This window comes from Stenotrophomonas sp. PS02297 (assembly GCF_029959705.1).
GTDB lineage: Bacteria > Pseudomonadota > Gammaproteobacteria > Xanthomonadales > Xanthomonadaceae > Stenotrophomonas > Stenotrophomonas nitritireducens.
The window spans coordinates 1-19,002 of the sequence record NZ_JASCOS010000070.1; the positions used below are offsets into that span (position 1 = coordinate 1).

Genomic DNA, 19,002 nt, shown 5'->3' on the forward strand with positions numbered 1-19,002 from the left:
CCCCGCGGCTCCGGCGCCGCCCCCGCGCGCGCCCCCCCCGCCGCTCACCCCCCCCCCCGCCGGCGGGGTCGTACATGCAGAACGCCGGCTTTCGCCGGCGTTCTAATTGTTGCGGTGGCGCCCGTCCGATCAGTAGCGCGGCACGCTGTTGTCCACGTCCTGCGCCCAGGCGTCGATGCCGCCGGTGACGTTGTGGACGCGGGTGAAGCCCAGCGCGCGGAACTGCTCGGCAGCCTGCGCGCTGCGCCCGCCGCGGTGGCACAGGAAGGCCAGCGCGGTGTCCTTCGGCAGCGCTTCGAGGCGGGCGCGGTTGTCGCCGTCGAAAGTCTCGAACGGCGCGTTGATGGCGGCGATGGCGCGCTCGTCGGCCGGGCGCACGTCCACCAGGGTCAGCGTGCCGGCGCGCAGCTGGTCGTCGGCGCCGCGCACGTCCAGTTCCTGCACCGGCTTGGGCGCATTGGGATTGTCGATGGCCAGGCCCTGGCCGCGGATGTCGTCCACCCAGTCGATGGTGATGCCGTTGGCGCGGCGCGCGCTGGCCGCGTCGAACTGCACGCGCAGGCCGTTGGATTCGGCGGCGATGGCGTTGGCGTCGAGCGGGGCCAGCTGGAAGTTCGGCTGGAAGCGCGCGTCGATGCTCAGCTGCAGCGCGGCGCCAGGGGCGTCGGCCAGCGCGCCCTTGAGCATTTCCACCGCGGCCGGGGTGACGGTGATGGACGGCGGGGTGCGGTCCGGCGGAGCCACGCCGAGCAGGGCGCTCAGTTCGCCGCTGCTGGCCATCTGCAGCACGATGTCGCTGCCGCCGACCAGTTCGCCGTCCACGTACAGCTGCGGGATGGTCGGCCAGTCGCCATAGGCCTTGATGCCCTCGCGGATTTCCCCGTCGGCCAGCACGTTGACGTGGGCGAAATCCACGCCCAGGTCCTGCAGCGCGCCGACCGCCTTGGCCGAGAAGCCGCACTGCGGCATGGCCGGCTGGCCCTTCATGAACAGGACGACGCGGTTGGCGCCGAGGATGGATTCGATGCGTTCGCGCAGGGCGGGATCCAGGGACATCGTGAACTCGTGAGGTTGGTCGAAGACAAGGCCGATTCTACGCCGCATGGCATCATGGGACATGACCGCCACGGGAACCCTGCATCGCACGCCGATCCACCCCTGGCGCTGGATCGGCTGGCTGCTGCTGTCGCAGGCGCTGGTGGCGCTGGCCTGGTGGTGGCTGGGCTGGAAGGCCGGGCTGCCGCTGCTGCTGGCCAGCCACGCGCTGTTCGTGGTGCCGGTATTCCTGCCCAACAGCCGCTTCTACGCGCCGGTGCTGTCGCGCCTGCCCGGGCCGGCGGTCTGGCTGACCATCGACGATGGTCCGTCTGACGACACCCTGGCGATCCTCGACCTGCTCGACCGCTACGACGCCCGCGCAACCTTCTTCATGGTCGGCGGGCGCGCGGCGGCGCGGCCGGACCTGGTGCGCGAGGTGCTGCGGCGCGGGCATGGGCTCGGCAATCACAGCCAGTCGCATCCGCAGGCGTGGTTCTGGCGCCTCGGGCCGCGGCGGATGGCCGATGAGATCGGCCATTGCCAGCAGGCGCTGTCGGCCATCGCCGGAACGCCGCCACGCTGGTACCGCTCGGTGGTCGGCATGACCAACCCGTTCGTCGCCGCCGCGCTGCGCCGGCATGGCCTGGCGCGGGTGGGCTGGAGCGCGCGCGGTTTCGACGGCGTGGACTGCCAGCCCGATGCGGTGGTCGCGCGCATCGCGCGCGATCTGGCGCCGGGCGCGATCGTGCTGCTGCACGAGGGCGCCGCGCACGGCCACAATCCGGCCATCATCGAATCGGTGCTGCGCCAGTTGCAGGCACGTGGGCTGCCCGCGCGCCTGCCGCCGGAAACCGCTTAGACTCGCCGCCCCGCCGGCGGCCCTGGAACCGCACATGCCTTTTTCCCGACTCGGCCTGTCTCCCTACGTGTTGCCCGCGCTGCAGCGCGCGCTGCAGCAGGCCGGCTACGGCGCGCCCACGCCGATCCAGCAGCAGGCGGTGCCGGTATTGCTGAAGGGGCAGGACGTGGTGGCGCTGGCGCCGACCGGCTCGGGCAAGACCGCGGCCTACGTGCTGCCGGCATTGCAGCATTTTTCCATGGCGCCACCGCGCAGGCCGCGCGTGCTGCGGCACCTGGTGCTGGTGCCCACGCGCGAACTGGCGCTGCAGGTGGCCGACGTGTTCGCCACGCTGGGCCGGGAACTGCCGCGGCAACCGCGGGTGGTGTGCGCGGTGGGCGGCGTGTCGATCAATCCGCAGATGATGGCGCTGCGCGGCGGCGCCGACGTGGTGGTGGCCACGCCCGGCCGCCTGCTCGACCTGCTGGCGCACAACGCGCTGTCGCTGCGGCAGGTGCAGCTGCTGGTGCTGGACGAGGCCGACCGGCTGCTGGAGCTGGGCTTCGGCGAGGAACTGCGGCAGATCCTCGCCGAGCTGCCCGCGCAGCGGCAGACGGCGCTGTTCTCGGCCACGTTCCCGGAGCAGATCGAAGCGCTGGCCGCTGCCGGCCTGCGCGCGCCGCAGCGGCTGCAGGTCGATGCGCAGGCACGGCCGGAGATCGAGCAGCGCGCACTGCGCGTCGATGCCGGTCGCCGCGTCGAACTGCTGCTGTCGCTGCTGGACGATCCGCAATGGCGGCAGGTGCTGGTGTTCGTCGGCAGCATCCGCGAGGGCGACCGCCTGGCCGGTGCACTGCGCAGTAGCGGCATCGCCGTGCAGGCGCTGCATGGCGACCTGTCGCAGGGCCGGCGCGTACGCACGCTGCAGGCGTTCAAGGACGGCGAGCTGCAGGTGCTGGTGGCGACCGACGTGGCCGCGCGCGGCATCGATATCGCCGGCCTGCCGGTGGTGGTAAACCATGAACTGCCGCGTTCGCCGGCCGACTACCTGCACCGCATCGGCCGTACCGGCCGTGCCGGCGCCGCCGGGTTGGCGGTGAGCTTCGTCGAAGCCGCCGCGCTGGCGCACTGGCGGTTGATCTGCAGGCGCCATGGCCTGCGGCTGGAGCCGGAGGTGGTGCCTGGTTTCGAACCGCAGGAGGAGGCGCCGGCCGCATCGCCGGTGGCCGATGGCAACGGCGGCATCAAGGGGCGCCGGCCCAGCAAAAAGGACCGGCTGCGCGCCGCCGCAGTAGCGAAGTCTTCCTGACCGGGCAAGCCCCGCCGGGCGTTGCCCGGCGCTACAGAGCCCGGCCGCCTTGTAGAGCGGGGCACCGCCCCGCTGGGGCATTACCGGGCAGGCCCCGCCGGGCGTCGCCCGGCGCTACAGAGCCCCGCTGCCCTGTAGAGCGGGGCATCACCCCGCTGGGGCATTACCGGGCAGGCCTCGCCGGGCGTCGCCCGGCGCCACAGAGCCCAGCCGCCCTGTAGAGCGGGGCACCGCCCCGCTGGGGCATTACCGGGCAGGCCCCGCCGGGCGTCGCCCGGCGCTACAGAGCCCCGCCGCCCTGTAGAGCGGGGCACCGCCCCGCTGGGGCTTTACCGGGCAGGCCTCGCCGGGCGTCGCCCGGCGCAGGGGATCAATCCTCGAAATCGCTTTCCGCCGCGATGGTCGGTTCCGCCGCCGGGCGCGGCGTGCGCTTGCCGGGCTTGCGCAGCACTTCCACGTAGAACTGCCGGTTGCCGGCGGCGACCAGCGCGTCCACCGCGCGGATCAGTTCGGGGAACGGCACGGCCTGCGCGCTGGCTTCATCGACACCGGCCTTGCTGTCGAAATCCCAGAAATCGGCGCCGGCAGGCAGGGCCTTGCCGCGCTCGCGCTTGATGTACTTGCGGATGTCGTGCTTGCTGGCTTCCAGCAGGCGGTCGGGATGCTTGCCTTCGATGTCGAGGCGGTAGGTCTTTCTCACGGGAGTCTCGTCATGGCGCCGACCCGGGGCGGGTGGCAGGGAATGGCGCGATTATCCGCGCAAACGGCATGGACGTGGTTCAGTCGCGGCGGGCGACCAGCAGCCAGTTGTTGAACGGGGTGTTGCCGTACAGCGGGGAGAGGTCGACCTGCAGGCCCTCCTGCCGCAGTTGCGCCTGCAACGCATCGGCATCGGGATAGTGGCGCGGGCGGAACTGCATCCAGCCGATCCAGTTGGCGGCGCGGTCGCCGATGCGCGAGATGCGGCCGCGGCGGCTGCCGTCGGCCAGGGTCATGCGCAGCACCAGCCGGCCGTCGCCGTCGAGCATGGCCGCGGCGCGCCGCAGCAGTGCCGACTGCGCGTCCGCCGGCAGATACTGGAGGACGTCGAGGATCGCCACGCTGCCGCGATGCGCGGGCAATGCGGCGGCCAGGTCCATCACCTCGAAAGCGCTGGCGGCCAGGCCGGCACGGCCGGCGACGCCGGCGGCGCGGCGGATCTTGGCCGCGTCGTTGTCCACGCCTTGGTAGGGCTGCATCTGTCCATCGTGGCGCAGCGCGTGCGCGAGCAGGCCCAGCCCGCAGCCCATGTCCAGCAGCGGCGCCCGGCTGCCGCGCAGCGCATCGAGCACGCCCGGATAGAGCGGATCGCTGCGCAGCTTGGACAGCACGTAGCAGTAGTCCCAGCGGTTGCCCCAGGGGTGGCGCGGGGCGAACGCGCGGGCGATGGCCCGGGCATCGTGGGCCGGCATGGCCGCGATGCCGGGCGCCCTGGTCACGCGGCGTGCAGGTCCGTCAGCAGGTCCGCCGCCACCGGCAGCGCCTGTTCCATCCACAGCCGGTACATCGCGGCAGAAGGGTGCAGGCCGTCGTCCACCAGCATCGCCGGTTCGGCGCCGTGCGCACGGCTGGCCGGGGTGATGTCGACGAAGGCGACACCGTAGTCGCCGCAGCAGGCGCGGGCGGCGGCGTTGAAGTCGTCGATCTCGCGCGCGACCACGGCGGCATCGCGCTCGTGCGCGGCCGCGTAGGGCGTCACGCCCCAGTCGGGAATCGACAGTACCAGCACCCGCCGCGGATCCTCGGCGGCCAGCGCGATGGCGCGCTGCAACAGCTGTTCGAACTGCTGGCGGTACTCGGCCAGCGGCCGCCCGCGGTACTGGTTGTTGACGCCGATCAGCAGGGTCGTCAGTGCGTACGGCCCCTGCGGCGCGGCCATGTCGATGGCGGTGGCCAGCTCGTCGGTGGTCCAGCCGGTGGTGGCGATGACCTGCGGGTCGTCCAGCGCGATGCCGCGCGCGCGCAGCGCCGCGGCCAGCTGGAACGGCCAGGTGCCTTCGGCGGGCACGCCTTCGCCGATGGTGTAGGAGTCGCCCAGCGCCAGATAGCGCGGGGCGATGGTGGTGATGGTTCCGGTCGCGCTCATCGACGCGCCTCAGGCCACGGCGCTGCGCGTCTTCAGCGGTACGACCTTGGTCACCCGTTCGGCGCGACGCGCCAGCACCCGGTCGATGCGCCCGAACACCTCGCGCATGGTCCCGGCCTCGGGCAGCAGGGTCACGCGGAAGTGGTGGCGGTAGGGCACGTTGAAGCTGGAGCCGGGCACGACCAGCACGCCTTCCTCGTTCATCAGCTCCAGCGCGAATTCGTGGTCGTCGAAACCCTGCGCGGCCGGCCCGACCACCGCCGGGAAGGCGTACAGCGCGCCGGCCGGCGCGACCAGCTGCAGGTGCTCGCTGGCGGCGCAGGCCTCGATCACCGCGCGGCGGGTCTCGTACAGGCGGCCGCCAGGCGCGCACAGCGCGGAGATGGTGTCCGGGCCGTTGACCGCCGCCTCGATGGCGTACTGGCCGGGCACGTTGGCGCACAGGCGCAGCGCGCTGAGCAAATCCAGCGCGGCGCGGAATTCGCCCAGCCGTTCGGCGGCGCCGGACAGCAGCATCCAGCCCACGCGCCAGCCACAGGCGCGGTGCACCTTGCTCAGGCCGCTGAAGGTCAGGCAGGGATGCTCGCCGGCCAGCGGCGCGACCGGCTGGAAGCTGGCGCCGTCGTAGAGGATCTGGTCGTAGATCTCGTCCACCAGCAGCAGCAGGTTGTGGCGGCGGGCGACGGCGACGATCTTCTCCAGCAGTTCGCGGGGGTAGCTGGCGCCGCTGGGATTGTTCGGGTTGATCAGCACGATGGCGCGGGTGCGCGAGGACACCAGCGTCTCGATCTCCACCGGGTCGGGCTGGAAGCCGTTCTCGGGGCGGCAGCGGTAATAGACCGGGCGGCCGTCGTTGAGGATGGTGGCCGCCGACCACAGCGGGTAGTCGGGCGAGGGCACCAGCACTTCGTCGCCGGGGTTGAGCAGGGCGCGCAGCGACAGGTCGATCAGCTCGGACACGCCGTTGCCGAGGAACACGCGGTCGGCATGCGCGTCGGGCGCGCCGCGCCGCGCATAGGCCTCGGCGATGGCCTCGCGCGCCACCGGCAGGCCCTGCTGGTGGGTGTAGGGATCGGTGCGGCCCATGTCGTCGGCGATCGCGCGCTGCAGGTGCTCGGGCGCGCGGAACCCGAAATTGCCGGGGTTGCCGATGTTGAGCTTGATCAGCCTGCGGCCCTGGGCCTCCAGCTCGCGGGCTCGCCGGGCCAGCTCGCCACGGATCTCGTAGCGCACTTCGGACAGGCGTTCGCGGGTGGGCAGCGGTTTGGCAGGGCTTGACATGCGTGGGGCCGTCATGGGCGGGAAACCGCATGGTAGCGGAATTGCTGCGCTGCGGGGCAATGGTTCCGGGCGGAACGGAAATCCATCCGCGGGGCCGGCCGCGAGCGCCTTGCCGCTTAGAATTGGCCGATGACCGACACCATCGATTTCACCGCGCTGGGCTATATCGGCTGGCCCTGGCCCGGCCCGCCCGAAGCGCCCGCGTGGCAGGCCGCCTTCGCCGCGCACCCGCAGGCGCGCCCGGCGCGGGTGGTCGAGCAGCACCGTTCCGGCTACGTGGTGGCCGACGCGCCGGATGCCGCGCTCAAGGCCGAGTCGCTGCCGGAGTGGCAGCGGCCGCGCTTCCCGAGCCATGAGCGCGCGGCGGTAGGCGACTGGGTGCTGCTGGAGGAGGCGCGCATCGTCGCGCTGCTGCCGCGGCGCACCTCGATCAAGCGCGGCGCGGCCGGCGAGCATTACCACCAGCAGGTGATCGCGGCCAACATCGACACGGTGTTCATCGTCTGCGGGCTGGACGCGGACTTCAATCCGCGCCGGATCGAGCGTTACCTGATGCTGGCCGGCAGCGGCGGCGCGGCGCCGGTGGTGGTGCTGACCAAGGCCGACCAGACCGAGTACGGCGCCGATGCGCTGGCGGTGCTGGAAGACCTGTCCGCGCAGGACATCCCGCTGCTGGCGATCAACGGCAAGGATCCGGCCAGCGTCGCCGCGCTGGCGCCATGGCTGGGGCCGGGCCGCACCGTGGTGCTGGTCGGTTCCTCCGGCGCCGGCAAGTCCACCCTGACCAACACGCTGCTGGGCGAGGACCGCATGAAGACCGGCGCGGTGCGCGGCAGCGATTCGCGCGGCCGCCACACCACCACGCACCGCGCGCTGCTGCCGCTGCCCAGCGGCGCCTGCCTGATCGACACGCCGGGCATGCGCGAACTCAAGCCCACCGGCGAGGAAACCCTCGCCGAAGGCGGTTTCGCCGACATCGAGGCGCTGACCGAGCAGTGCCGCTTCCGCGACTGCTCGCACCAGCACGAGCCGGGCTGCGCGGTGCGCGCGGCCATCGAGCGCGGGCAGATCGACGAAAGCCGCCTGCTGAACTACCTCAAGCTGCGCGAGGAAGTGGCCGCGGCCGCGGCCAAGCTGGCGCAGCGCCAGGCCGAGCAGGCCACCGAGCGCCGGAGCGGCAGTCGCGGCGCGCAGTGGCGGCCGGCGGGGAAACCGAAGCGGCGGTAGGAGCGCACTCCGGTGCGCGACGGGACCTGCGCAGATCCCTCTGCGACAGCCCGTGCATCCACTGCGGAGGGCAGGCACGGAAGCCCCGCCGCATACCCGGGGTGTGCGCCTGCAGGGTGCGATATCGTGCGGGCATGACAGACCTTCCCTCCGATCCGGCCATCGCCCACCACGCCGCGCTCGATGCGCGGCTGGTCGCGGCGGTGCGCGGCATCCGCCTGCTGACCCTGACCAGCTGGCCGGCATCGACGCAGGCGCCGTTCCTCGACAGCGTGGCACGCGGCAATCCGGTGCTGCCGCAGGTGGCGTACCCGAAGCACGATTTCAGCCAGGCGCGGCGCGAGCTGGCGGCGATCGCCACGGCCGCCGACCCGTCACATCCGCTGGGCCGCTACCTGCGCGACTCGGTCGAGAGCTGGGACCTGGCCGCGCGCCTGCTCGAAGCGCTGGGCACGCGCGAGGTGGACGTCCTGTCGGCGCAGCTGTTCGGTACGCCGGGGCAGCCGATGCCCGGCCATGGCCCGACCGCGCGCGAGGCGGCGCGGCATTTCATCCAGATCGCCAACGAGCTGGACCACGAACTGCTGGCGCCGGAGGAACAGGTGCCGGTATCGGCCGTCGCGCTGCAGCTGCAGCTGCAGAACGACCTGGACGATTTTTTCGAATCGCGCGTGATCAACGTGGTCCTGGACCCGGAGCTGATCGCCAAGGCCGCCGCCGGCGCCACCCAGATCCGCCTGCGCAGCGGCGCCTGTTTCAGCCTGTACGACCGCGCGCAGCTGTTCCACCACGAGGCGCTGGTGCATTCGCTGACCGCGCTCAACGGCCGCCGGCAGGCGGTGCTGCCGAGCCTGGCGCTGTCCTCGCCGCGCATCACCGCCACCCAGGAAGGCCTGGCGACGTTCGCCGAGCAGATCACCGGCAGCATCGACATCCAGCGCCTGAAGCGCATCAGCCTGCGCATCGAGGCGATCGCGATGGCCGGCGACGGCGCCGATTTCATCGAGGTGTTCGGCTACTTCCGCGATGCCGGGCAGACCGCGGAGGAGAGCTTCGCCTCGGCCCAGCGCGTGTTCCGCGGGGTGCCGGTATCCGGCGGGGGCGCCTTCAACAAGGACACGGTGTACCTGCGCGGGCTGGTTTCGGTGCACACCTTCTTCCGGCAGATGCTGCGCGACGAGAAGCTGCGTTACTGCCACTGGCTGTTCGCCGGCAAGATGACGCTGGACGACGCGCAGGCGCTGGCGCCGCTGTTCGAGAGCGGCGTGCTGGCGCCGCCGCGCTGGCTGCCGCCGTGGCTGCAGCGCGCCAACCGCCTGGCCGGCACCCTGGCGTTCTCGTTGTTCGCCAACCGCATCCGCATGGACCGCATCGCCGACTAGCGCGACGGGCAGCGGTGTGTCTGGTTGCGGATGCAACGGTCCATCCCTCGCATTGATTGGGTGAACCAAAGCCATGGGTTATGGATGCGCCTGTCCGCGCGTGCGGACAGGCGCCGGCGACCCGGGTCGCGCATGCGGCCATCGCGATTGCCAAGCCATGGATTCGATGGGTGTTTCCGTCGGATCGCAGTTCCCGATGGGCAGCCTCCGCGCGCATGTGCGCCATGCGCTGCGGGCAGGGGCGATGGGCGCCCGCCGGTATCGCCGGCGGCGTTGACGCTGCGGGGGTGAAAGCGCCAAGGTGAAGTCGCGACGGGCGGTGCGGAGGGGACGCCGGGCCGGGGGGCCGGCGCAGACGCAGGGAGTGCGGAAGGCGGACGAGCCGGGGTTCCGGTCCGTCGGCCCGTCGTCGGCGACATTCCATCATTCCTGCCTTCTTCGTCCGGGGGACGCATGCGCACACGGCTTTGCCTGCAGTCGAGTTCCGGGGTGTGGCGGGCCTTGCTGCTGCTCGGGTTGCTGGTGTCGACCGGCGTGGCGATGGCCGACGACGCCGCACGCCAGGCCGCGATCGACCGGTTGATGCAGCGCTACGACGGCGATGCCCCCGGCGCCTCGCTGCTGGTGCTGAAGGACGGCAGGGCGCTGGTGCGGCGCGGCTACGGGCGCGCCGATCTTGAGAAGGGCATCGCTGCCGGCGCTGACACCAATTACCGGCTGGCTTCGGTGAGCAAGCAGTTCACCGCCGCGGCCGTCCTGCTGCTGGCCCAGGATGGCGCGCTGTCCATCGATGACCCGGTCAAGCGCTGGCTGCCCTCGCTGCCGCCGGTGGCCGACGCCATCACCCTGCGCCATCTGCTCGCGCATACCTCCGGCGTACTCGATTACGAGGACCTGATGGGCGCGTCCTGGCAGGGACAGATCCGCGATGCCGGCGTGCTGGCGCTGCTGGAACGCGAGGACCGGCTGTACTTCGCGCCCGGCAGCCTCTACCGCTACAGCAACAGCGGCTACGCGCTGCTGGCGCTGGTGGCCGAGCGCGCCTCGGGCATGGATTTCCCGGCTTTCCTGCGCACCCGCATCTTCGCTCCGCTGGGCATGCGCGACACGCTGGCCTACGTTGCCGGGGGCGCCGACGTGCCGCACCGCGCCTGGGGCTACAGCCAGGCGGGGCAGGGCTGGGAGCGTACCGACCAGAACATCTACAGCGCGGTGCTGGGCGATGGCGGCATCTATTCCAACATCGACGATCTGGCCCGCTGGGATGCGGCCTGGTACGACGGCCGCCTGTTCGACGATGTCACGCGCGCGCAGGCGTTCGGCAGGCAGGTGCAGGTCGCCAGCGAGCCGGAAGCGACCTGGTACGGCTTCGGCTGGCGCGTCGCCGACGGCCGGCAATGGCACAACGGCGAGAGCATCGGGTTCCGCAACAGCCTGGTGCGCTGGCCGGAGCGACGCCTGACCGTGGTGCTGCTGAGCAACCGCAACGACCCGACGCCGTATGAAACCGCGCTGGCGATCGGCGCCCTGTTCCTCGACGAGATTCCACCCGGGCGGCGCTGACCGCATCGCCCGTTCCACTGCCGTACCTGCCGGTTGTCCGTCCCCCTGTCCCCTGGAGAGATCATGCGTAGCCAGCCAGACCTTCGATTGAATTTCCTCTGTGCCGCGGTACTGGCGGCCATGGCCGTGCCGGCCGTGGCGCAGGACGCCGCCCCGGCGGCCACCACGCTGGACAAGGTCAACGTCACCGGCTCGCGCATCAAGCGCGCGGACGTGGAGGCCGCGCTGCCGGTCACCATCGTGCAGAAGGCGGAGATCGAGGCGCAGGGCATCACCTCGGCCGAGCAGCTGCTGTCCTTCCTCAACATCGCCGGCAACGGCGCCGACGGCATGGTGTCGGCGTCGGTGGACATGGACCTGGGCGAGCTGCGCGGCACCGCCGGCGTGTCCGGTGCCAACCTGCGCGGGCAGGGCAGCGATGCCACCCTGGTGCTGCTCAACGGCCGCCGCGTCGCCACCCACGGCCTGCGCGGCCAGGCGGTGGACCTGAACTCGATCCCGTTCGCGGCGATCGACCGCGTGGAAGTGCTGCGCGACGGCGCCTCGGCCATGTACGGCACCGACGCCATCGGCGGCGTGATCAACTTCATCACCCGCACCGACTACCAGGGCATCAGCGTCAATGCCGGTTTCGACGCGACCCAGCATGGCGGCGGCAACATCTACAACTACAGCCTGCTCGGCGGCGTCGGCGACCTCGATGCCGACCGCTGGAACGTATGGGGCACGGTCAACTGGCGGCGCAGCGAATTCCTGCGCAGCCATCAGCGCGATTTCGCCAACAGCTTCCAGCCCGACCGCGGGGTGTCGCCGGACACGCGCGGCACGCCGTTCGCCACGGTGACCAACGCCACCGGCGGCATCATCAACGGCTCGCTCATCGACCCGGACGGCGGCAGCAAGCAGAACTACGTCAACATCCTCAACCTGCCCGGCGGCGCAGGCTGCGAGAACGGCGGCCCGGCGATGGGTCCGTACGACTACCGGCTGTGGGACAGCGGCAGTTCCAAGTACGCCTGCGCCTGGGACTACCCGGCCGCGCAGGCGCTGCAGCAGCCGCAGGACAGCCTGCAGTTCCTTGGCCGGGCCACGTTCCTTATCGGCGAGAACCACCGCTTCTACGCCGAGGCGATGGGCTCGCGGGTGAAGTCCGAGCGCGAGTACGAACCGCTGCAGCTCACCTCCAGCGCATCGCTCACCTCGGTGATGGGCCCGGGCACCTGGTATCCGCTGAACGGCAACACGAAGCAGACCTACGACCAGGTCTACAACGCGCTGGCCGCCTACTTCGGCACCGCCAACCTGACCTACGGCAACCCCATCCCGTACCGCTGGCGCTGCATGGCCTGCGGCCCGCGCCAGATCGAGACCACCACCAAGTCGTACCGCCTGCTGGCCGGGCTGGAAGGCAGCATCGGCAGCTGGGACTACGACGTGGGCGTGTCGCGCGCGTCGAACAAGGCCGAATCGGTGCTGCGCGGCGGCTACTACTTCTCCAGCGGCCTGCGCGACGTGCTGGGCAGCGGCCTGCTCAACCCGTTCCTGATGCCGGGCCAGCAGCAGAGCGCGGCGGGCATGGCCGCGCTGCAGGCGGCTTCGGCCAGCGGCGTGCACCTGTACGGCGGCGAGTCCACCGTCACCACGGTGGATGCCAGCTTCAGCGGCGGGCTCGGCTTCAGCCTGTGGGGCAGCGAGGCGCAGCTGGCGACCGGCGTGGAGGCGCGCCGCGAGGAGTTCGAGTTCGGCGGCGTGCAGGTGCTGGACGGCCTGCCGCTGAACTACAACACCATCTACCAGGCGCCGTTCGACGAGACCAGCGAACTGCCCAAGGTGCACCGCGACGTCAAGGCGGTCTATGCGGAGATGTACCTGCCGATCATCGACACGCTGGACGTGACCGTGGCCGTGCGCCACGACCGCTACGACACCTTCGGCGGCACCACCAATCCGAAGTACTCGTTCAAGTGGCAGCCGATCGAATCGCTGGCGTTCCGCGGCGCGTACAGCACCGGCTTCAAGGTGCCCGAGTTCACCAAGCTGTTCGCCGGCGTCAACCGCGTGGACTACTTCGGCCGCGACCTGGTCGACCCGGCCAGCTGCCCCGGCGGTTCGGTCAATTCGTCGATACCGGGCTGCGACCTGATCCAGCCGGTCATCGTCACCGGCGGCAAGACCGACCTGCAGCCGGAGGAGTCCGAGCAGAAGAGCATCGGCTTCGTGTTCTCGCCCGCCGACAACTTCAACCTGAGCCTGGACTGGTGGGAGATCGAGCGCAGCAACACCATCCGCGTACCCAACCTGGCGACGCTGACCGCCAACTACGCGCTGTTCCCGGACAACTGGATCCGCGACAGCAGCGGCAAGGTCACCGCGATCGATCAGCGCTACATCAATTCCGGCGGCACCCTGACCCGCGGCGTGGAGCTGGACGCCAACCTGAGCGGCGAACTGGCCGGCGGCCGCTGGCAGGTCAACCTCAACGGCAGCTACATCGACACCTTCAAGGAGAAGTCGCTGGCCAACGAGCCCTACGGCGAGAACAAGGTGGGCGAGTACGTGCGCTTCTACAACCTGCCGCTGAAGTGGAAGCACACGCTGAGTTTCGGCTGGGCGCGGGGCGACTGGGCGCACCTGCTCACCCAGGTCTACCGCTCCGGCTACAAGGACGAGGAGCCGGTCAGCGTCGAGGGCGGCTTCTACACCCCGGCCAACTGGAACCCGGACGTCGACGACTACATCACCTACAACTACAGCCTGACCTGGACGGGCCTGGAGAACACGCGCTTCACCTTCGCGGTGCGCAACCTGCTCGACACCGATCCGCCGTTCACCGCGCACCAGGTCGATTTCGCCTCCGGCGCCGCCTGGGAACCGCGCGTGGCCGATCCGCGCGGCCGCTCGTTCAACCTGCAGGTCGAGTACCGCTTCGACTGATCCTGCCAACAACGCCGCCGGGCGACCGGCGGCATCGGGACGCACCATGACGGATACGGGCATCGCATCTCCCGGCCGCCGCGGCTTCATCGCCGCGGCCTTGGGCACGGCCCTGGCCGCCTCGCTCGACGCACGTGGCGCGCCGTTGCTGGGACGGCCCGGCCAAGCGCGCATGGCCGCGCCCAATGCCTGGCTCGAGATCGACCTGGAGGTGTTCGACGCCAACCTGCAGCGCGTGCGCGCGCTGGCGGGCGCGGCGCAGCTGTGCGCGGTGCTGAAGGCCGACGCCTACGGCACCGGCATCGAGCTGGTGATGCCGCGCATCATCGCCGCGGGCGTGCCCTGCATCGGCATCGCCAGCACCGAGGAAGCGCGCATGGCGCGCGCCTGCGGCTACAAGGGCCGCGTGCTGCGCGTGCGCGCGGCGACGCTGGATGAAATCGAGGCGGCGCTGCCGTACCGGGTCGAGGAACTGGCCGGCAATCTCGCGGTGGCGCAGGCGATGGCCGCGCTTGCCGTGCGTCGTCGCCGGCCGCTGCCGGTGCACCTGGCCCTGAACTCGGCCGGCATGAGCCGCAACGGGCTGGAACTGGCCACGCAGCAGGGACGGAGCGACGCGGTGGCGCTGGTCGGCACCGACGGCCTGCGCGTGGTCGGCCTGATGACCCACTTCCCGGGCGAAGACCCGGCCGACGTGCTGGCCGGCGTGCGTGCGTTCCAGCAGCAGGCCGACTGGCTGTTCGCCCACACCGCGCTGCGGCGCGGCGATGTGCAGCTGCACGCGGCCAATTCATTCGCCCTGCAGCATGTTCCCGAGGCCAACCTGGACATGGTGCGGCCGGGCGGCGCGCTGTACGGCTACGGCGGCACGCCCAAGCCGCCGTTCGCGCACGTGGCCGCGTTCAAGACGACGGTCGCGGCGGTGCAGGCCTTCCCGGCCGGCGACACGGTGAGCTACGACCGCACCTTCACCCTGCGCCGCGATTCGCTGCTGGCCAATCTTCCGGTCGGCTATTCCGACGGCTACCGCCGCGCCTATTCCAACAAGGGCAGCGTGCTGGTCGGCGGCCGGCGCGCACCGGTGCTGGGCAGGGTCACCATGAACACCACCATGGTGGATGTGACCGACATCCCCGGCGTGCGCGCCGGCGACGAAGTGGTGCTGTTCGGCCGCCAGGGCGGCGAGCAGATCACCCAGGCCGAGATCGAGGACTGGACCGGCGTGATCCTGGCTGACCAGTACAGCACGTGGGGCGCGCTGAACCCGAAATTCCCCAGCAGGCCATCGTAGGAGCGGCTTCAGCCGCGATGGGGCTTTCTGCATGCGGCATGGACCGCATGGCCTACGGTTCGTGGTCTTTCGAACCTGGAAGGAAATCGTTGCCTTCATTGGTAGGGCCCCTTCGCGGCTGATGGCCCGAGGCCACGTCGAGCCGCTCCTACGGGGCCGGCATGCCGCGCGTTTCGGCCAGGCTGCGCTGGAACTGGCGGACGAACTCGGTGGCGGCCTTGGACGGCGGCCGGTCTTCCAGGTACACGCATTCGACGCGGAAGCCGATCTCCGGCTCCAGCGGGCGCGCGAGCAGCGCACCGCCGGCGTTGGCGCAGGCGGTGAACTCGTCCAGCACGCTCATGCCGGCGCCGCAGCGGGTCAGGGCCGCAGCCAGCGAATAGGTCTGGTTGGACACGACCTCGCGCATGCTCACGCCCTGGCGCTTGAGCTCGCCGGTGAACAGGTCGCCGATGGGGCCGCTGCTGGCCAGGCCGACCATGTCGCGGTCCTGCAGCCAGCGCAGCGGGATCGCCGCCGGCGGATCGGGCCATTGCGCGGTGTCGAACAACAGCATCAGCTGGCCCTGCCCGAGCACGCGGCGCTGCATGCGCGGGTGCTGCGGGGGGTTGTAGGCGATGGCGATGTCGCATTCGCGCTCGTACAGCGCCTGGAACAGGTCGCCGTGGTGCAGGGTCTGCACGTCGAAGGTGACTTCCGGGTGCTGGCGCCGGTAGGCGGTGATCGCCGCCGGCACCACGTGCTGGCCGAGCGAAGGCACTACCGCCAGGCGGATATGGCCGCCACCGATGTCGCGGATGTTGCCGACCGTCTTCTGCAGCGACAGCAGGCGGTCGTAGATGTCCTTGATCTCGACGAACAGCGCGTGCGCCTCGTCGGTGGCGACCAGGCGCCCGCGCACCAGCTTGAACAGCTCGAAACCGAGCTGGTATTGCGTGTGGTGCAGGACCTTGCTGACCGACGGCTGCGACACGTGCAGCGAACGGGCCGCGGCACTGATCGAGCCGGTGGTGTAGACCGCGTGGAAGACTTCTATCTGGCGCAGACGCATGACCCGATCCTAGTCGATGCGGGCGTCGCCGGCGACCGGCCGCGGCGCGGGCGTCACCGCGCCATCGCCAGGGCCACGGCGCGCTCGCCGCTGCCCATCGCCAGCGTCCAGCCGAGCATGCCATGGCCGAGGTTGCACACCAGGCCGTCGGCGACGGCGTGGATCTCGGGCGAGGACCAGGGCGTGACCGGGCGCAGGCCGGCCCAGCGGTTTTCGATGTTGTCGTAATCCACCGCTTCGGGCATCGAGGCGCGCGCCATCGCGACCAGCTGCGCCATGCGCTCCGGGTCCGGGTGCGGATCCCAATGGTTGAGGTCGGCCAATCCGGCCACGCGCATGCGCTCGCCGAGGCGGCAGAACACCAGCTTGCGGGAGGTGTCGGTGATGCTCGCCGCCGGTGCCCGCACGCCGCAGGGTGCGGTGAACGAATAGCCCTTGATCGCCATCAACGGCACGCGCACGCCCAGCGGACGCAGCAGCGCGGCGCCGTCGATGCCGCTGCACACCACCAGCCGCCGCGCCTGCACCGCCGCGCCGGCGCGCGGCTGCAGGCGCCAGCCGTCGCCCTGCCGCACCACGTGCTGGACGTCGAAGCCGAAGCGCGCCTGCGCGCCGTAGTGCTGCCGCAGCACATCCAGCAGGCCGGTGCCGAACAGGAACGGATCGCCGGCTTCTTCCTGCGGCGAATGCACCGCGCCGGCGATGCCGGGCATGGAGGCCAGCGCCGGTTCGGTGGCGATGGCCTGGCGTGCGTCGAGCAGGTGCTGTTCGACGCCGAACGGCTGCTTGAGCGCGATCATCGCGGCGGCGCCCTGCAGGGCGGCGGCATCGTGGTAGACGTGCAGCTTGCCGGACACCGCATGGTCGAAGGCGATGGGATGGCGCTGCAGCAGCGCGTGCAGCGCGGTGCGCGATTCCAGCGCCAGTTCCAGCGTCGCCAGCGTGTTGGTACGCAGGCGCGCGGCGCCGGTCTGGCGCAGGAAGGCCAGGCCCCAGCGCCAGAAATCGGGGTCGGCCGACCAGCGCGTGCGGAACGGGCCGTTGCGGCCGAGCAGCATCGCCGGCAGCTGTTTCCAGGTGGAAGGGCCGGCCATGGCGTCGGTATAGGCGTAGCTGAGCTGCGCGCCGTTGGCGAAGGACGTGCCCTGCACCGGGCCATCGGCGCGGTCGAGCAGCAGCACGGACAGGCCGCGGCGCGCGGCGGCGTAGGCGGTGGCGAGGCCGACGACGCCGGCGCCGAGGACGACGAGATCGGCGCCGGCGGGTTCGCCGTGGGGTTCAACGGGAAGCATCGGGGGTCCGGTGGGCGGGGAAGTCGGCGGTACCGTCGCGGCGCGGGTCGGCGGCCCATTCCCAGCGTCCGTCGCGCAGGAACACGCCATGCAGGCCGGAATCCTCGCCGGCACCGGCGCGGATGTCCACGCCGCGCTCGCGCAGCGCCGCGCGCACGGGCGCGGGGAAACGGTCGGCCTCGCCGTCGAAGCGATCGCCGCGCGCGACCAGGTTGGGCAGCGCCACCGCCTGGTCCAGCGGCAGGTGCCAGTAGAGCAGTCCGGTCAGGGTCTTGCCGATGTAGGCGGGGATGGCCGAGCCGCCGGGCGAACCCAGCGCGCCGGCCAGGCGGCCGTCGCCGTCGAGCATCAGCAGCGGCGACATCGACGAGCGCGGGCGCTTGCCGCCGGCGATGGCGTTGGCCATCCCCGGACGGCCGTCCTTGCGGTCCCAGGCGAAATCGGTGAGCTGGTTGTTGAGGAAGAAGCCGCCGACCATGCGCCCGGAGCCGAAGAACGATTCGACGGTGGTGGTCACCGAGACGGCATTGCCGTCGTCGTCCACCACCACGAAATGGCTGGTGCCGCCCGGTTCGTCGGTGGCATCGGCGGCGATGGCGGGCGCGCCGGCGGGCACGCCGGGCCGCGGCGGTTGTGGTGCGGCGCGCGCGCCGATCAGGGCGCGGCGCGCGTCCACGTAGTCCGGCGCCAGCAGGCCCTCGACCGGGACATCGATGAAGCGCGGATCGCCGACATAGTGGTCGCGGTCGGCGTACATCAGCCGGCTGGCCTCGGCGAACAGCAGCCACGCCTGCGGATCGGCGGCGTCGCGGCGGCCGATGTCGGTGCCGTCCAGCAGCGCCATCAGCTGCAGCACGCCGACGCCGCTGGCCGGCGGCGGCAGCGAGCACAGCCGGTAGCCGCGCAGCGGCCTGCACAGCGGCGCGACCTTCTCGGCGCGGTAGCCGGCGAGGTCGTCGAGCGTCATCGTTCCCGGACGCGGCGCATCGGCGGTGCGGGCGACGATGGCCCGGGCCAGCGCGCCGCGGTAGAACGCCCCGGCGCCGTCGGCGGCTAGGGTGCGCAGCGTGGCGGCGTAGGCGGGATTGCGCAGCGTGTCGCCGGCGCGCAGCAGGCCGCCGCGGCCGTCGTCGAAGAAGCGGCGCACGTCGGCGGTCGCCGCCTGCGGGAAATGGCCGTGGATGTGCCGTTCCAGTCGCGGGGTGATGGCGAACCCCCGCTCGGCGGTGGCGATGGTGCCGTCGAACAGCTGTGCCCACGGCAGCCGGCCGTGCTCGCGCAGCGCCAGGGCGAAGGTGGCCAGGGTGCCCGGCACGCCGGTGGCGCGGCCGGAGAGCATCGCCTCGGCGCGCGGCAGCGGCTGCCCGCCGGCGTCGTCGAACCAGCCCGGAGCGGCCGTCGCCGGCGCCTGCTCGCGGCCGATGTAACCGCTGACCTCGCCGCTGCGCGCGTCGTAGGCCAGCAGCACCGTGCCGCCGCCGATACCCGAGCTCTGCGGTTCCACCAGGCCGAGCATCAGCTGCACCGCCATGGCCGCGTCCATCGCGCTGCCGCCGCGTTCGAGTACTTCGGCGCCGGCCCGTGCGGCCAGCGGATGCGCGGCGACGACGATGGCCGGCGAGGCCTTGCCGGCCGAGACCGCTGCCGCCGCCGGCGCGCGCGCCGCCCCCG

General features: G+C 71.6%; 15 protein-coding genes. 7 read left to right on the forward strand and 8 right to left on the reverse strand.

What is annotated here, in order from left to right; translation table 11 throughout:
• Positions 1 to 129: 129 nt before the first annotated feature.
• A complete protein-coding gene (gene grxD / locus QMX80_RS12885; protein WP_055772170.1) occupies positions 130 to 1,056 on the reverse strand; it encodes a Grx4 family monothiol glutaredoxin in 927 nt (308 codons plus the stop codon).
• A 46-nt stretch (positions 1,057 to 1,102) separates the two neighbouring features.
• On the opposite strand from grxD, the gene QMX80_RS12890 reads away from it, so the two are divergent.
• On the forward strand, positions 1,103 to 1,897 hold the full coding sequence (locus tag QMX80_RS12890) for a polysaccharide deacetylase family protein (RefSeq protein WP_282277453.1): 795 nt from the start codon (positions 1,103 to 1,105) through the stop codon (positions 1,895 to 1,897).
• Between the two features lie 34 nt (positions 1,898 to 1,931).
• The gene (locus QMX80_RS12895) at positions 1,932 to 3,185 is read left to right on the forward strand and encodes a DEAD/DEAH box helicase (RefSeq protein WP_282277454.1); all 1,254 of its coding nucleotides are present in this window, start codon (positions 1,932 to 1,934) and stop codon (positions 3,183 to 3,185) included.
• 370 nt (positions 3,186 to 3,555) lie between these two features.
• On the opposite strand, the gene QMX80_RS12900 is transcribed toward QMX80_RS12895, so the two are convergent.
• The 4 genes from QMX80_RS12900 to QMX80_RS12915 all read right to left on the reverse strand — a co-directional run bounded on the left by QMX80_RS12900 (position 3,556) and on the right by QMX80_RS12915 (position 6,591).
• Positions 3,556 to 3,885, reverse strand: coding sequence for a DUF6172 family protein (locus QMX80_RS12900; RefSeq protein ID WP_055772161.1), 330 nt, complete (start codon positions 3,883 to 3,885; stop codon positions 3,556 to 3,558).
• Positions 3,886 to 3,964: 79 nt separating this feature from the next.
• Positions 3,965 to 4,636, reverse strand: a complete 672-nt coding sequence (locus tag QMX80_RS12905; protein WP_282277465.1) for a class I SAM-dependent methyltransferase — start codon at positions 4,634 to 4,636, stop codon at positions 3,965 to 3,967.
• A 23-nt stretch (positions 4,637 to 4,659) separates the two neighbouring features.
• Complete coding sequence (locus tag QMX80_RS12910; protein ID WP_200911410.1) at positions 4,660 to 5,283, reverse strand: SGNH/GDSL hydrolase family protein; 624 nt, start codon at positions 5,281 to 5,283, stop codon at positions 4,660 to 4,662.
• 36 nt (positions 5,284 to 5,319) lie between these two features.
• Complete coding sequence (locus QMX80_RS12915) at positions 5,320 to 6,591, reverse strand: pyridoxal phosphate-dependent aminotransferase (RefSeq protein ID WP_055772153.1); 1,272 nt, start codon at positions 6,589 to 6,591, stop codon at positions 5,320 to 5,322.
• 129 nt (positions 6,592 to 6,720) lie between these two features.
• On the opposite strand from QMX80_RS12915, the gene rsgA reads away from it, so the two are divergent.
• The 5 genes from rsgA (at position 6,721) to alr (ending at position 14,988) form a co-directional block, all read left to right on the forward strand.
• Entirely contained in the window at positions 6,721 to 7,818 is a 1,098-nt protein-coding gene (rsgA, locus tag QMX80_RS12920) for a ribosome small subunit-dependent GTPase A (protein WP_282277460.1), read from the forward strand.
• Between the two features lie 134 nt (positions 7,819 to 7,952).
• Positions 7,953 to 9,200, forward strand: coding sequence for a flavohemoglobin expression-modulating QEGLA motif protein (locus QMX80_RS12925; RefSeq protein WP_282277461.1), 1,248 nt, complete (start codon positions 7,953 to 7,955; stop codon positions 9,198 to 9,200).
• Positions 9,201 to 9,740: 540 nt separating this feature from the next.
• Positions 9,741 to 10,763: a serine hydrolase domain-containing protein gene (locus QMX80_RS12930; RefSeq protein WP_282277468.1), complete on the forward strand. Its 1,023-nt coding sequence runs from the start codon at positions 9,741 to 9,743 to the stop codon at positions 10,761 to 10,763.
• A gap of 63 nt (positions 10,764 to 10,826) precedes the next feature.
• Entirely contained in the window at positions 10,827 to 13,697 is a 2,871-nt protein-coding gene (locus QMX80_RS12935) for a TonB-dependent receptor (RefSeq protein WP_282277462.1), read from the forward strand.
• Between the two features lie 46 nt (positions 13,698 to 13,743).
• Positions 13,744 to 14,988 (forward strand): alanine racemase, encoded by a 1,245-nt coding sequence (gene alr, locus QMX80_RS12940; RefSeq protein WP_055772143.1) that lies wholly within the window; start codon positions 13,744 to 13,746, stop codon positions 14,986 to 14,988.
• Positions 14,989 to 15,136: 148 nt separating this feature from the next.
• On the opposite strand, the gene QMX80_RS12945 is transcribed toward alr, so the two are convergent.
• The 3 genes from QMX80_RS12945 to QMX80_RS12955 all read right to left on the reverse strand — a co-directional run.
• A complete protein-coding gene (locus QMX80_RS12945; RefSeq protein ID WP_055772141.1) occupies positions 15,137 to 16,039 on the reverse strand; it encodes a LysR family transcriptional regulator in 903 nt (300 codons plus the stop codon).
• A gap of 53 nt (positions 16,040 to 16,092) precedes the next feature.
• Positions 16,093 to 17,331, reverse strand: a complete 1,239-nt coding sequence (locus QMX80_RS12950; protein ID WP_282277463.1) for an FAD-dependent oxidoreductase — start codon at positions 17,329 to 17,331, stop codon at positions 16,093 to 16,095.
• Positions 17,318 to 19,002 (reverse strand): gamma-glutamyltransferase family protein (locus QMX80_RS12955; protein ID WP_282277464.1); only part of this gene is annotated, 1,685 nt, incomplete at its 5' end. The genes QMX80_RS12955 and QMX80_RS12950, both read right to left, overlap by 14 nt.